Here is a 14,971-nt window from a genome sequence, read left to right as displayed (position 1 = left end):
GCGATGAATCGACTCCTCATTATACCTTGATCTCACGCCATATGCAATAGCATCGAGAACTATATTTTTTCTGACTCTCACGCCGTAAGATGCCATAGCGCGAAGATGAGTTGATTCAGTCCAGGACCAACTCCTCGATAGCGGGATCGAGGCTGCGCAATTCGTTGTGCACCATGGCAAGAACATGGTCTGACTGTTTGTGGAAATGTATGAACATGGCCGAGAGATTGACGGTAGCCTCGAGGGCACGTGGGTTCTGGATCACAATCCTGAGCAGCGCCTTCCAGTACAACCACCCGGTCGACTTGCTGAGGCCTGCTTTGGCGCAGACTCTGAAAAACGCGCGAAGCGTCCGGAACAGCTGCGAGGCGGGTGGAAAATACTTGTAGCGGGGTTTCAGGCACAGGCCAGTACGAACAACACGTTCATAGTAAAATTTGGGGGCGTAGATGTGTTTGACGATGGCCATGTAGTCACGAAGGACTTCTACGCGAGGTCTGACGGTTTCAAAATTCAGTCCACTCGTCAACTGATCCAGGTCGCTGTCATCTTCCTTGAGCGTCGCTCCGTCTTCAAACAGACGACCTTCCAGCTTCAACCGCTCGGTCAGCTGCGTGTTCGGTAGCGCGTATAACTTTCCGACCATTGCCATGCAGATGCCGGAATCCTGTATGCAGCTGATCATGTTCTTGGCCGACCGCTCGGTTTCATTGTCGAATCCGACGATGAACCCTCCATTGACAATCATTCCGTAGGATGAGATTTTCTCGACTGCATCACTGACGGATTTGTTCAGATTCGCAGTTTTTTTCGTCTGTCTGAGGATTTCCTCTTCCGGAGTCTCGATGCCAACGAACACGAAGCGAAAATCCACATCCTGCATCATCTGCATGAGCCCTTCGTCTTCAGCCAGATTTATGGACGATTCCGTGGAAAAGTAAAACGGGTATTTGTGCGCGCTTGACCAGTCCCGAATAATGGGCAGCACCGTCCGTACATTTTTCTTGTTGCCAATGAAATTGTCGTCGACAAAGTCGATGTGCCCTCTGTGCCCCAGGTCGTACAAAACCTGCAGTTCCCTGATGACCTGCTCGGGAGTCTTCGTTCTGGATTTTCTTCCATACAGCTGGATGATATCGCAAAACTCGCAGTCGAACGGACAGCCCCGCGAATACTGTATTCCAACCTGTATATAGTCCCGGAACTGGATGAGATCGAAGCGAGGCACGACCGCGAGGGTCATGTCCGCATGTTCCTCCGACCAGTATTCTCCACCTGTGCTTCCATTCGTGAGGTCCTCGAGAAACATCGGTATGGTGATTTCACCTTCACCACGGACGAGGTAGTCTGCACTTCGATACTTGTCCGGCTGAGACGTAGGATCGGGTCCCCCGACAACCACCGGACAGCCGAAGCCGTTCGCCCTTTCGATAATAGAGAGCACACTTTTCTGCTGCGGAAGCATGCCACCGGTACACACGATATCCGCCCATTCGAAATGTTCGTCGAGCAAGGGCTCAACGTTTTCATCCACCAATTTGAATTCCCAATGCTGCGGAAGCAGGGCAGCAACCGTCATCAGCCCGAGTGGGGCAGCGGGATATTTTGCACCGACAAGTCGGCAAATTTCCACGTAGTTCCAGAAACTGAACCTGGAAAATTGCGACTGAACAAGAAGACAGCGCGTTCCCGCATCCATGAGATTTGCCATGCTGCACACTCACATCGTGTTTGATAAATGACGCGGTACGGACTTGCCAGCCCCGCCTTTGTCACGTTGCATATCGCACAATACTCAAGTGTTGCTACCCCTCACATCCACGCACGCATCATTCGCGCTCGTTTCCTCGGACGCTGGGTATCGACAGTGTTGCCGCTAAACAGATTGTCTTGTGGATTTCTCTCATAATACATTTCTGCGTACCCAGCCACAAGGCTATTCGACATTTGCTGGTCTGGACATCATCGTGCGGCAGCGCGTGTCACCTGGCGTGCGAATGCAATTCTCAGTCATCCGCGGCCTGACTTCCACCCCGGATGGTAGCGCATACGGCAACAGGCGCCCTTTTCAGGCGCCTGTTGCCGCTGTGTGATGCTGTCCGGCTGGAGAGCTGCGTTTGATCAGCATCGAACCGGTGCATTGCTTCGGTAAATTGGAACCGTGTATCGCCGGCGGCGGGCTGTGCTACTGCACCGAGACGATGGGACAGTTGACATTCGCCACACCGGTTGCCAGGATGTTCGCTGATGTTGCCGACGAAAGATCCATGACCATGGAGAAATCGTTGTTGTCGTACACGTTCACGAACCACAGCGGTGAGTATGAGGCATCCGAAGGTATGGTTGCGGTGACGTTATGCGTCTGCATGCTGCCCATTTCCGTCATGAAACCGGAAGGGGGACCACCGCCCATCATATCGGGATTGATGTTGAATGCAACATAGATCGGGGAAATGGGGACCATCGAGAATCCCGTCGCCGGTGGTGTGGCGTGCAGTTCCTTCTCCAGGAAATTGAAGTAGAATACGATCTTCCCCTGGTACCAACCACGGGTCAGCGCGGTCGAGCCACCGTTGAGGCGCATCGTGGCTGTCGAACCTTCCGGGACGATAGGACAGTTCACAATCATGTCGGTTTTCTCAATCGCATACCCGGCGTCCATGATCTCCTGGTACGAGGTAACCGTGTTGGCCACGTAGTCTGCAGGGACCGTGACCTTCTGCACGTTCCAGAAATCGTTGTAGTCGGAATCACCCGGGATGTCGTCGACGATGTTCAGCTGGTCTGCAACGGGACTACTCTCGCCATCGCGGAACAGCACGAAAATGGGGGCGGACTCAAGTGGCTGCACGTCAAAATTGTAATACGAGACCTTCTCGCCGTTCGGTCCGAGTCCGTGCGTGATGAAGGGACCACTGTCAAAGTTGATCGCCTCGTTGGCGGCCGGGAGTCCGTTGGAAGACGTCCTGACAAAAAGATTGCCCGCGGTGGCACTGAAGCGGTCAATGCTGACTTTTTCAGCCATGTTCGGATCCACCGGCGTGGGTCCGACAGGAGACATTTCGTCATCACTGCAGCCAGCGAAAAGCAGCGCCACAACGACAGTTGCGAGAATTGAGCGTATGTGAAGCATGAGTATACCTCGTGTTGATAGAATGTTACGTGAAGTAGTATGCTGAAAACTACCGCTCATCTATCACGAAACTGTCACAAAAGGATAACGTATCGGTGGAATCTGCAGAGAATGAGTGAGGCTGCCGGCATGCTGCGTGACTGCAACGCAGCGCCGCAGAAAGTACTTCCTGTGGACGACTGCAACTGCGGAGATGCGCTTATGGAGTTATGTTGTGACGGGGAGCTGGAAGGAAAAGGCTGTTCCTTCCCTGATGGCGCTTTTGACAGAGATGGTAACGCCGTGCGCCTCGAGGATTTTCTTCACGATGGCAAGTCCGAGTCCGGTGCCCTCCTCCAGTGAGGCGAGGTCCTTTCCCCCCTGCGTATAGCGCTCGAACACGTGCGGGAGGTCCTCCGGCGAGATGCCCTCACCGGAATCGATGATCTCAACGTTCACCCCGACATCGGACTTGCTCAACGCAATCGTGATGGTACCCGATTCCGGTGTGAACTTGAGAGCGTTGTCGACCAGGTTCTGCAGCACGCGTTCGATCAGCGCAATGTCAGCATTGACTGGTGGAAGGTCGTGCGGCAGAACAGTTCGGACCGTGATGTTTTTCTGCCGGGCGAGCACATCGAACTTCTGCGCGACATCCTGCACCAGTTCCGCGATCGAAAACAGTTCCAACTTCGGTTTGGTCTGCTTGGCTTCCAGTTTGGAAAGTTCAAACAGTTCTTCGACCAGCTTGCGCAGACGCTCGGTGCTGGAAAGCACGGTGGAGAGATAGCGCATTTTATCCCCGGGATCGAGGGAGTCATCTTTCATCAGAACAGTCTCAACATATCCCTGGATGATCGCAAGCGGCGTTCGCAGATCATGCGAAACATTTGCCACCAGTTCGCGGCGCAACGTATCGAGGGTTTTTATTTCCTCCATATTCTGCGTGATGGTATCCGCCATGTGATTGAATGACTCCGCCAGGTCTGTCAGTTCCCCCTTTCCCGGCATGTGAATACGTGCGTCAACGTTTCCCGATTTGAATTCCTGCATCGTGTTCCTGATGGTGCGCACATTCTTTGTGATTGAACGGATTGCGAGTAGTCCGATCAGAATCGCCGCGGCAAGGGTGATAAACACGGTACGCGTACCTATCCGAAGGATGTAGCTGCCCAGGAGAAACGATGTCGACGATTCGTATTCCTCCCCTTCCAGAATGACATAAATATAGCCCTGCAGCTTGCCATCTTTCTCAATCGCCGCGGCGGAAAACACCTTTTCCCCTTCTTCCTTTTTCGGATCCATGCCCATCACAAAGCTCTTGCCTTCGGTGCGAATAAACTCTTGAATCGGATCCATGGAAATCCTGTCATGCTGCATCGTCTTGTTCGGCGCATAGTAGGAAAGAATGCGTCCCGTAGTATCGAGCAGATACACCTCGATGCTCGGATTAATGACCATGACGTTGTGAAACACCTGTTCGAGGCTCTCGGTGTTCACTTTCCCGTCGACAAAGGGAGTAATATCACTCGCGATCTGCGCTGCGACAGTGGAATTCAATCGCTGGGAAGCCTCCTGGAAATACATTTCCGCGGTGAAGGCAGCCACATAGATGTAAATTGCTGAGAGCACGAGGAGCAGGACCAGAAAGATCGCGGAAATCCTCCAGTACAGACTCGAAAAAATCGATCGCCGCATGCGTCGTTCCGCTCTTTTCTTCGTCATGACTCCTCCCATTCATCAGGGTCGCAGAAGCGATAGCCGACGCCCCAGGTAGTGCGTATGAATTTTGGCTCCGACATATCAGTTTCGATTTTGGAACGCAGGCGGTTGATGTGGGAGTTGACGTTATGTTCGTAGCCGTCGTACTGATATCCCCACACGGTGTTGAGGAGTTCTTCCCGCGTGTACGTGCGCCCGGGGTGGAAAGCGAAGAGTACCAGGAGATCGAACTCGCGAGGAGTCAGTTCAATCTTGTGCTCATTGAGCATCACGCGCCGCATTTCCCTGTCGATGACCAGTCCATGAAAGGAAAAAACGGATGTGGTCTCCGGCATGCTCTTCTGCAGCAATTCTACGCGACGGAACATGGCTTTCACCCGAGCGATGAATTCCCTGATGCTGAACGGTTTCGTCAGGTAGTCGTCCGCGCCCGTCTCCAACCCGAGCACCTTGTCGATTTCTTCCGACTTGGCGGTAAGCATGAGAATAGGTGTGGTCTTGCGTTCCGCCCGCAAACGACGGCAAATCTCCAACCCGTCCATTCCCGGCAGCATGATGTCGAGCACGATGAGATCGAATTCCTGTCCCATCGCAATGGCCAGTCCTTCACTGCCGTTGCGCACCGTCGTGGTTTTGCAGTCCAGGTCATGCAGATGGATCTCCAGCAGTTCCGTGATGCGTGCGTCGTCCTCTATAATCAGAACAGTATTCATAGTCTCGCTGTCATGTATTCGTGTACAGCATACTATTGAATTATTGTAAAAGTATCACGGATGCGTGGAGAAAAAGATGCTTGCCTTCAGTGATCAGTCGGATCATGGAGGCGACCTGCAAAGAGAATGCTCTTCGTCGTGTTATCACGAATCAGGAAAATAAACGGGTGATCCGCACGAAATACCGGATACCGTCTTGCGGATTTTGTCTGCATCCCGATACCCGTAGCTGCCGCAGCCTCTGTTCCTTCCTCGGTAACATCGACGTATGCTTTATGCCTGATCTGTCCGATCCAGAGATCACCTGCCGCCCAGCCCATCCCACCGAAATCGGCTTTCTCCGGCGTACAGGCTTCGAGCATGCCCAGTTGCCTGCATGCGGAGACAAGATCATAATCCGTCTCCAGTCTGTATCTGGGGAAATACAGGTCGATGGTACGGAGAGGCGAGGCATCCAATTTCTGCAGCACTTGCGACAGCCACTCCGCCGTGAATTCCTTTTCAATCGCATGGAGACCATGACGCTCTTTTGGCAGCAGAACCACCATGGATAATCGATCATTCTGATACGGGAGGGAAATCACCTGGAGAGAGGAGTTTTGCAGAATGCGGAATCGTCCCCTCTGCTGCATCATGGGATGTCGCACCTGTCGTCCCGGTGACACATGGAATACGGCGACCCTGGTGCGCGCAGGATTGAACCGGCATTCCCAGCTCCCTTTGAAGTATATCGCATTGAGCAGCATGCACACGTTGTTGGATGGGAGTGCGTCAACGAGCTTCACGATTTTACCGCCCGTACGCTTTCTGACCCAGTCATTGATGCGTCTGCTCCCTCCATTGAAAAATTGTGCCCGATACACTGACTCCAGCAATGATCGGTACCCCTCGTCAAGGTGACCGCCAGTCATGCAGAGGCCGTTCGCCATTTGAAGCGGCTGTCCGCTTTGCGCGGCAGATGAGAGCACGTTTCGATCAAGCTCCCTGAACGATGTGTGTGGATTGAATTCATTGTCGAAATGCAAAGCGCCTGACATTTCGCGCAACGTGCTTCCGCGCGCTCCGGCAGTTGCCATACCCAGGGCCGCGGAGATGCTGTACGGCGAGTAAAAGAGATTCTCTCCAGGCGTAGACAGCTTGTGATACAGATCCAACGCAAAATGGGTATTCGCCTTGACCAGGGCATCGACTGCGACAGAGTCCGCAGTTGCTTCTGTCAGTGCTCCCCCAGTATTTACAGGCAGCAGTGACAGAAGGGTTAATGTCAGTGCAAGGATAAGATGTACCATGGTCACACCTTTGGATTGGGGGTCAGGAATCATGAGCGTACTATGGGGATGCGTTCACCCCCCTCTCACGATCAAGCCGACACCTTTGTTCCCGGATTGAGGTAAAGCAACTCGGATTTTTTGCCTGAGGTGTCGTGCCCTCGATGTTGCGATGCTTGCCAGCCAGTCCGAAGTCATTCGAAGCACGCATCGCAATCTGAGTTTAATCGCATCGCACTTGCTTTTCGGCTATTTAATACTATCTTTATCTAGTCTATTTACCGATAATACATAGTTCGAGAACGAATCTTAAAAGCCGACGGAGACCACAAGTGGCGCTGTTCCGGTGAGGCGTAATCCCATATCATTTATATAGTGGAGAGTCATTATGACAGTTTCCAGAACACATCCGCGCAACATGGTTGCAGCGCTGACCCTTGCTTTCGTCCTTACAGGCCTGTTCGCGAGCGGATCAGCTTTCGCGCAGCGCACGACCAACCAATCATTCCCGTTTACGATGACGCAGTTCGTCGCCTGTGCGAATGATGGCGAAGGTGAACTCGTAACCTTTGAAGGGACCCTGCACATCATGATGCAGACCTGGGTCGATGACGAGGGCTGTACGCATATCAAATCGGTTGCACATCCGAAAAAGCTGTCAGGAACGGGATCGGTCACAGGTGACAGCTACCAGGCGACCGGCATGACCATGTCGATCGAAGACGAGATCGTGAACTGCGGTGAGGAATGTGTTGTGCAGTTCTCGATTGTGAACAACTTCCGCTTGATCGGACAGGGCCCCGGCAACAACTACACGGTACATCAGCAGATTGAATACACCTACGATTTCTGTAATCAGGAATATCTGAGTATCGAGTTCAAAAACGAAAAGATAGATTGCAAGTAAGAGCAGATCTGCCGCATTGCACGAAAGCCCCCGCACTGCGGGGGCTTTCTCTTTTTCTGGTGATGAACGTCGGGAGGTGGAGATTCCGAGCTGGCGTTACTTCTCCAGCGGCTTATGGCAGAACCACCAGTCATAGCACTCGTACTGCGAGGGACGCTCCGAGGCGTCTTTCACGTTGGTCGCCGGAGGCACGATGATACGGTCGCCGATGAGTTCGTTGTCGGGCCAGCCGGCGGGAACCGCTCCCTGCTTGTCGGAAATCTGCAGGGCGCGAACGGCGCGGACCACCTCATCCATGTTGCGGCCGATTTCCTGCGGATAGTACAGAATGATTCTGATCTTCCCTTCCGGATCGCCAATAAACACGGCACGCACCGTATTCGTCCCCTTGCCCGGATGCAGCATGCCGAGCTTCATCGCAATACTGTCGTTCGCAGCGACGATGGGATAGGTGATCTCGACGTCCAACGTTTCCTTGATCCACTCTACCCATTTGATATGGGAGAAGACCTGGTCGACGGACATACCAACGAGTTTGACACCGAGTTCATCAAATTGATCGACGCGTTTCTGGAATGCCACGAATTCCGTCGTGCATACCGGGGTAAAATCCGCCGGATGACTGAAAAGCACGAACCAGGATCCCTTGAAATCTCCCGGGATGTTCATTGGTCCATGCGTGGTCTGTACCTGCAGTTCGGGAAACTGATCTCCCAGCAGCGGCATGCGTACTTCATTTGTTTCCATTGATGTTCTCCATAGAAAGCATGAAAATTGAGATTGATGTATGTCTATACTTCATCGCCGCTGTTCCTGCGTCGATGTGGATGTACGTAGTCTATGGAGCCCCCCTCGATGTCCAGAGTTTTTCCCTCAATAATCGCCCGAACCAGAGAATAGCGGGCAGACTCGATCAGACGCGAAAACGTTGAGGGCGAAATGTTCATTCGTTCCGCCGCTTCCTTCTGATCCAGTCCTTCATAATCTGCAAGCCGCAACGCTTCAAACTCGTCGACCCGAAGGCAGACCCGGTCCAGCAGGCGCTGCGGAATTCCGGCGGGCTTGAATCGTACGAATTCCGGTGGTTCATGAACACGTCTTCTGCATGGGGGTCTTGGCATCACATCTCCATTATGAATATATATTCATAATGTAATTGTACGCATCAATGCGGAGGAATGCAAATCCTGCATGCAAGCAGAGAGATCCCACCGCGAGGATGGGATCTCTCTAAGTTGAATGCTCTGTGACACGTTCTCAGCGGAGCAGCAGCATTCTTTTTACCTGCGTCCGTTCACCTGCCGTGACACGGGCGAAGTAAATACCGGGCGGGAGATTGTGGGATGCAAACGCCCGAACATGCATGCCTGCAACGAGCGATTCCCCATCAACGATTCTCCGAACCTGCCTGCCGAGCGCATCGGTGATGCTGAGTGTTACCGTCGCGGGACGCCGGAGTGTGAATGCAAGCGTAGTGCTTGCCGTAAATGGATTCGGATAGTTCTGATGCAGTTCCACATCCTGTGGAATCTGCGCAGGACGACCAACGCTGCTCACCTGGCCGAGATCCAGGAGGTAGGAATCCCGCTCCGACATCGGGAGCTGGGGATGAATCCAGAACCTGTCTCCATCCTGAAAGCTTCCTGACTGTGCATTGAGAAGTGGCCAGATCAGATAAAGCATCGGTGTTGCATACGCATTGACATCGAGCGGAGAAGTGTAGGCCGGATTCGGTGACTCGGTATACGCAAGGTCGAGCGGAATCAAATACTCACGGTCTGCCGGAGAAGCTGTCGGGAACCAGCTCATGTCATTTGATGCCGATCCGGATCTTTCAACGAACGCATAGCTGATCTGGCGGGGATTGGAGGAATCGCTCATGTCATAGACGCGGAGCGGACTCTCATAGTATCCGTCATATGCGTAGTTCGGACTTCCTCCCTGGAGATACATGTAGCCCTTGGACTGCGCATTGCGATCAAATACCAGCAGGACAGGGTAGGTATCGAATATGTAGAGTGAAGTACCGAAAAACTGATCGCCATACGCGAGATACCCGGCGTAGGGGCTGAACCAGGTGCGATCAGGATGTTCAAACTCCCAGAGGGGGTCCTTCAGCGCCCTGTTCGTCCATCCCTCCTGGTAGAGGACAACGTCCCCGTACGTACTGCCTATACAGAGATGGATGCCGGCAATCTCCGGAGAGAAATGGCCATAGCGGTCCGGGACGGGAATCCCTGAATGCAGTACGACACCATCTGTGATATCCCGCACTGTCAGCGTTTTGTTCTCCGTATCCCTCCCCTCAACCGTGATACGCAGAAGGTGTCCGTTCAATGCGTCAGGATCCGAGACCACATAACCCAGTGTACCCACTGCGGGACCCTCCTCGTGAAAGAGCTCGCCTGTAAACATGGGCCTGGAGAGTTCATGTATCGGCAGTTCCAGTGTATCGTTCCACTGGCAGTACTGACTGGCAATGATATGTACAGGGACGCGAAATGTCGTATTGGGCAGAGCGTTCTCCGGAACATCCCATCGCAGCGCATGGAGAGTTGAGTCCTGCAGTCCGTTCAACTGCTCTGAATTCCCTGGCTGAATAACTGGTGAGTATCTGGAGATGAGCGTCGCCTCGGGTGCAACGAGCATCGACAGGTTCCACGGACCGAGTGCGAGCGTGGATCGGTTCTCAAGTGACATCTCAACGATGATGTTTTCACCGGGCGATGCCTCGCCATTGAAGTCCATATGATCGGACACCACTCGCAGATCATTGAGGCGAATCTCCCCGACAAGCGGCAGCATCCTCGCAGCGATGGCATCGTTCCGAATCTCTCCGTTCTCCGTCAGCGCAACGATAAGATCGGCACCTGTGGAAAATGCCGCATGTGTGAAAAGTCCGGCATACAATCCGTCCCCCGCTGCACCGTCACCATGCTGCCCGTCATCCCGGAGCGGGAAACGTCCGAGCTCCGTGCTGCCCGGTGCGCGGAGAATGGCTTCCAGATTCTGACCCGCCTCGGCCTGCACGTATGTCGTCAGTTCAAATGCGTCCTCCGCGGGCCAGGACAACTGATACCTGGTGTCGGTGAGTGCCAGCATGGGACGCATGGTCTGATAGCTCCTCCGCAGCCGGTACGCATTGTCAAGGAGCTGCTGCACCGCGAGCAGCGGTGTGACTCCTGTACCGATTGAAGTCGCACACACCACCTGCTGCGTATCGCCCACCGCGACTGTGAACGGACCGCAGGCAGACAGCATACGGCGGTCTCCCGGTTCATGCAGCAGGCCATCGACCCAGCCGAGTCCCGTACCCGGATCACCGGTAAGCGGGAAGCGCGTTGCCTTTGAGGTCGTTGGATCAATATAGGCGCTGCCGTCGTACAGGCGGCCGCTCAAATAATTGTACATCTGCGGTGCACCCAAAGCTGAACCGAGTTCCGGATCCTGGTAATCCGGATCGCCGTTGATATAGAATGCGAATGAACTGAGCGGCACGTTCCGATAGCCTTCCCGCCAGCCGTTTCCGTACCGCGCTCTCGATCCCATTGCGGGTGCGATCGCTGTCTGCAGCCAGATCACACCCACAGCAGGTGGCTGCATGTCATAAATGTCATCCAGCGGCTCCCCGTTGTATGCATACATCGCGACGAGGGACGTGTCAATTCCGACCAGATCATTAAAGGCATCCCCAACGTCAGGGTCGGCCCAGCGTCCGATATAACAATCCGTCAGGTCTGCTGTCCCCTTATTGATCATCGTGAAACTGACATAGATTGTGTTTTCCGAGACGGGATCACCCGTGCCTGTCCATGCGAGCACCTGCACTTCGATGCCCATCGGCATCGTTCCATACAGACTGGCCGCGCGGGCACCGTCAAGATCGTTCGAAACATACCAGCACATCTCCTTCCCCCGGAAGTCTGGCTTATCTGTTCCCGGGGTCCCTGCCATCCATGCATCGAAATCCGGCTCATACCTGCCATTGCTGTCTCCGTCAATCCACGGGGCACCGAGATCGACAGGCCATTCCAGGAAATCAATCCTGAAGGCCGATTGCTGGGCGGAGCTGAGGTGCGCAAATTCCTGCGAGGTGTAATCGCCCACGTGGTAGACACGATGTATCGGACTCCCCGGATTCGAGGCCTGTCCTGATGCGAGTATGTTTCCGGCCTGCAGCGCATTGACATAGGTGGATCCCCCGATATGCAGGGTTCCGGACTGGCGCGCACCGATTACAAAACCATCCTCGTACATGACATGTCGACCTGAAGCCGCAGGCCATTCCAGACCCGACGCATCGGACAACGGACTGTGCGAAATCGACCCGTTATTCGACAGCCACATGGTCATGTTGTTTCCGCCAAGCTGGACGTAGGAATCGTTTGTCAGAACGGCTGGCGTTTTCCCGAGCGGCTTGCCCTGTTTCTGCGCAAGCATGGGATGAGACACAAACAATGTGAGTAGAAGCAGCAAAATGATGCGCATGACGATCCTCCTCGCTTTGGCAATGATTCTGGACTCTTCAATGCACGTACTTCCTGCGCATGAGAAACAGAGACATTCTTGATTTTGGGCAAACTCGCTATCTGCGACAGATCGGTTGTCACGAGAATGTCATTTCGTTCCGTGTTTGCAAATGGACGTGAATCCCCTGCGGCTGCAATCGCCACAGGGGATTCCGTCTCAGAAGGTGCCCATACCATCTGCGAATTGGTACGGTGGCACGCTCATTACTTGATCAGCAACATGCTCCGCTGCAGAATCTGACCGCCGCCCTCGAGACGGTAGACATATCGTCCGGCTGCAAGCCATGAAGCATCGAACTGCACGGTATACGCACCGGCCGCATACCGTCCTTCAGCCAGTGTTTCGACCGTGCGTCCGAGCATATCGTACACACGCAGACTGATAATGTTGTCGTCGGGAATGGAGAATAGAATCGTCGTCGACGGGTTGAAGGGATTCGGGTAGTTCTGCTGCAGCGTCATGCTTCCCGGCAATGGAGCAGAGATGCGCTGTTTTGGAGCGCCGCAGGGTCCCGCGACAGTGTACAGAGCCGGACCTTCAACTGCGGCGGAATTGCTGTTGTGCGACACATGCACCTTGCTGACAGCAACACCCGTATTGCCTGCAGCATCGGTGACAGCGAGCTGAATGGAGTACACGCGTCCGTCGCCCGTACCATCCCGCTCCCTCCGCAGTTCTACCGACTGGCAATCCTGTGCGATCACGATGTCATCGAGCGTATTGCCCGAGCCCTGTCCGATTTCATCTTCATCACTGTACGCACCGACAATTCGGATATCACCGGCTGAGAGCATGTCGCAATTATCCGCGACGCTCGCGACAAGCTGCTGCACACCCACTGTTTCGTAACCATGATCCACAGGCCACAGTACCATAGGAGATGCAGAACTGATGATCGGTGCCTCGGCATCGTGCACGGTAACGGTGAAACTGCACTGGGGACCCGCATCGGTGTAGCAATCCACCGTTGTCGTGCCAACCGGGAAAATGCTTCCGGAAGGAGGGTTGCAGGTAACCGTGCCGCAGCCGATCGTTGCTGTCGGCATGAAGGTTGCGACAGCTGAGCAGAGTCCGGCATCATTGTCGAGAACGATGTTGTCGGGACAGGTCAGGTCACACAGCACGTATTCGTCAGCACCGATGCAGGGACTGCTGTATCGGGTCTCGCCATCGTAATCGAGAGGCAGATCAAGTCCCCCCAGTCCAGTGCGATATGCTGCCAAGGCCATTGTATGTAAATCTGTGGGAGAGAGCCACTCCGGATCAGCATCCAGGCTATGCTGATGGAATCCAGTAACCGACGACTTAAGAGCATCGAGAGAAATGTAGTTGACGCCACCCCATCTCCATACTGTCGAATATACATTCTGTCCAAACACATGTGCGATATTATAGTCGAAAACAGCAAACGGATTTGCACTGAGTACGTATATAGGACGCACGGCACCGCTCGACTCAACGGAGATCATATTGTTCGCACAAATGTTGTCGGAGGTGCTTGAACCAGAGGAATAGATTCCGTACGCCGTCGATATCAATGTTGTCACACGCAGTGAGTTGTGGATGACATCGGTTTTTTTACAGTTGAACATGTACAGCCCGCGTACATTTCCCGTACCATCAACAACTATCATGTTGTTGTACACCCGTATTGGCGTCGCATATTCAGCTGCATAGTAGTTGAGGTAGTTTAATCGCATACCGTACACCCGGCTGCTAACATAGTTCCGTGCAATCGTCGCACCATCAATAATACCTGAAACGTACAGTGCGCAGGCATTTCCGCCGCTTGTCGCGACATCCCTCTGATGTATCGTGTTCCCAACTATGGTATACTCTGCACCGTAGTAAATATAAATCCCATAGTCGTGGAAATTGAGAATGGTGTTTCCAATAAAGTGGTTGCTGCGGCAGTCATCTACATTGCCCTGAGAGGGGCCATGCCATTCGATACCTGTAAGTCCGTTGCGAATAGTATTTCCGGAGATGAGATTATAACTCCCATAATCTTCGTATCCCGGACGACCAGACAATGGCGCTGTTACGATGCAGCGATGGTAATATGATGCCGAATTCTCCGGCAGCGTGATATTGCAACCCGTGATCTCGTTGTAATCAGCGCTGTTACTGAATTTGATACCGTATCCGTATAACGCATCCGTGGAAACGATGCTGATATTCCGGATACGGACATAATCCGCACCGTTGAGTGTCACGACAGATCCATCAGCTGAAGGGACAGCATACGTCAGGATGCGGGTGGCGGCGTTTCCACTGCCTCCGTCGAATGTGACTGTGTTCACCGCGCTTGCACCGGTAATCTCCCCGATCACGATGCTTTCATTGTAGCTTCCCGCCAGCACATTGAACGTCACTGCGCCCGATATCCCTGAGCTGTTCAAAGCAGTGATGGCGTCGTTGAAGGTTGTGTAGTCTCCTCCGCTCCCGATCGTGTACGTACCACTGAGCTGCGCGCTCAATGAGCAAGGCAACAGAATCATCAGCAACAGTGGAACGGTGAGGAAGGAAAATGTTTTCAGGGATGATACGAAGTGGTTTCGCCATGAACTCATGTGGACCTCCGCCGGAATAATTGAGATGCAGGTGCGTATCGGCAGCGCGCAACCCAGTGCTGCCATTGAATACTATATTTAGGAGTAGTTGACCTTATCCCCATAATACCGCCTGCAGCGGAGCCACGCATCGGTACTACCACCTA

10 protein-coding genes are annotated in these 14,971 nt (G+C 53.6%); 1 reads left to right on the top strand and 9 read right to left on the bottom strand.

Annotation, left to right across the window (positions count from 1 at the left end; all coding sequences use genetic code 11):
- Positions 1 to 115: 115 nt before the first annotated feature.
- The 5 genes from KQI65_03045 to KQI65_03025 all read right to left on the bottom strand — a co-directional run bounded on the left by KQI65_03045 (position 116) and on the right by KQI65_03025 (position 6,836).
- A complete protein-coding gene (locus tag KQI65_03045) occupies positions 116 to 1,711 on the bottom strand; it encodes a B12-binding domain-containing radical SAM protein (protein MCB2203700.1) in 1,596 nt (531 codons plus the stop codon).
- 474 nt (positions 1,712 to 2,185) lie between these two features.
- The gene (locus KQI65_03040) at positions 2,186 to 3,133 is read right to left on the bottom strand and encodes a hypothetical protein (GenBank protein MCB2203699.1); all 948 of its coding nucleotides are present in this window, start codon (positions 3,131 to 3,133) and stop codon (positions 2,186 to 2,188) included.
- 207 nt (positions 3,134 to 3,340) lie between these two features.
- Complete coding sequence (locus KQI65_03035) at positions 3,341 to 4,837, bottom strand: HAMP domain-containing histidine kinase (protein MCB2203698.1); 1,497 nt, start codon at positions 4,835 to 4,837, stop codon at positions 3,341 to 3,343.
- Entirely contained in the window at positions 4,834 to 5,547 is a 714-nt protein-coding gene (locus KQI65_03030) for a response regulator transcription factor (GenBank protein ID MCB2203697.1), read from the bottom strand. The genes KQI65_03035 and KQI65_03030 overlap by 4 nt, the downstream gene beginning before the upstream one ends.
- Before the next feature lie 86 nt (positions 5,548 to 5,633).
- Positions 5,634 to 6,836, bottom strand: a complete 1,203-nt coding sequence (locus KQI65_03025; GenBank protein MCB2203696.1) for a hypothetical protein — start codon at positions 6,834 to 6,836, stop codon at positions 5,634 to 5,636.
- A gap of 367 nt (positions 6,837 to 7,203) precedes the next feature.
- Between KQI65_03025 and KQI65_03020 the strand changes: the two genes are divergently transcribed.
- The gene (locus KQI65_03020; protein MCB2203695.1) at positions 7,204 to 7,722 is read left to right on the top strand and encodes a hypothetical protein; all 519 of its coding nucleotides are present in this window, start codon (positions 7,204 to 7,206) and stop codon (positions 7,720 to 7,722) included.
- 96 nt (positions 7,723 to 7,818) lie between these two features.
- Here KQI65_03020 and KQI65_03015 read toward each other — a convergent pair whose 3' ends face one another.
- From KQI65_03015 to KQI65_03000, 4 genes are all read right to left on the bottom strand, one after another.
- Complete coding sequence (locus KQI65_03015; protein MCB2203694.1) at positions 7,819 to 8,469, bottom strand: peroxiredoxin; 651 nt, start codon at positions 8,467 to 8,469, stop codon at positions 7,819 to 7,821.
- A gap of 44 nt (positions 8,470 to 8,513) precedes the next feature.
- A complete protein-coding gene (locus tag KQI65_03010; GenBank protein ID MCB2203693.1) occupies positions 8,514 to 8,843 on the bottom strand; it encodes a DUF134 domain-containing protein in 330 nt (109 codons plus the stop codon).
- A gap of 136 nt (positions 8,844 to 8,979) precedes the next feature.
- Positions 8,980 to 12,210 carry a T9SS type A sorting domain-containing protein gene (locus KQI65_03005; protein MCB2203692.1) on the bottom strand — a complete coding sequence of 1,077 codons (3,231 nt, stop codon included), beginning with the start codon at positions 12,208 to 12,210 and terminating at the stop codon, positions 8,980 to 8,982.
- A gap of 245 nt (positions 12,211 to 12,455) precedes the next feature.
- The gene (locus tag KQI65_03000; GenBank protein MCB2203691.1) at positions 12,456 to 14,825 is read right to left on the bottom strand and encodes a T9SS type A sorting domain-containing protein; all 2,370 of its coding nucleotides are present in this window, start codon (positions 14,823 to 14,825) and stop codon (positions 12,456 to 12,458) included.
- Between the last annotated feature and the right edge of the window lie 146 nt (positions 14,826 to 14,971).

Source organism: bacterium (genome assembly GCA_020444325.1).
Lineage (GTDB): Bacteria > Bacteroidota > Ignavibacteria > SZUA-365 > SZUA-365 > BM516.
This window is presented reverse-complemented; position numbering and strand designations above follow the sequence as displayed.

Coding starts and splice junctions, on each gene's coding strand:
- KQI65_03045 (MCB2203700.1), bottom strand. CDS start 1,711: ATGGCAAATCTCATGGATGCGGGAACGCGCTGTCTTCTTGTTCAGTCG.
- KQI65_03040 (MCB2203699.1), bottom strand. CDS start 3,133: ATGCTTCACATACGCTCAATTCTCGCAACTGTCGTTGTGGCGCTGCTT.
- KQI65_03035 (MCB2203698.1), bottom strand. CDS start 4,837: ATGACGAAGAAAAGAGCGGAACGACGCATGCGGCGATCGATTTTTTCG.
- KQI65_03030 (MCB2203697.1), bottom strand. CDS start 5,547: ATGAATACTGTTCTGATTATAGAGGACGACGCACGCATCACGGAACTG.
- KQI65_03025 (MCB2203696.1), bottom strand. CDS start 6,836: ATGGTACATCTTATCCTTGCACTGACATTAACCCTTCTGTCACTGCTG.
- KQI65_03020 (MCB2203695.1), top strand. CDS start 7,204: ATGACAGTTTCCAGAACACATCCGCGCAACATGGTTGCAGCGCTGACC.
- KQI65_03015 (MCB2203694.1), bottom strand. CDS start 8,469: ATGGAAACAAATGAAGTACGCATGCCGCTGCTGGGAGATCAGTTTCCC.
- KQI65_03010 (MCB2203693.1), bottom strand. CDS start 8,843: ATGCCAAGACCCCCATGCAGAAGACGTGTTCATGAACCACCGGAATTC.
- KQI65_03005 (MCB2203692.1), bottom strand. CDS start 12,210: ATGCGCATCATTTTGCTGCTTCTACTCACATTGTTTGTGTCTCATCCC.
- KQI65_03000 (MCB2203691.1), bottom strand. CDS start 14,825: ATGAGTTCATGGCGAAACCACTTCGTATCATCCCTGAAAACATTTTCC.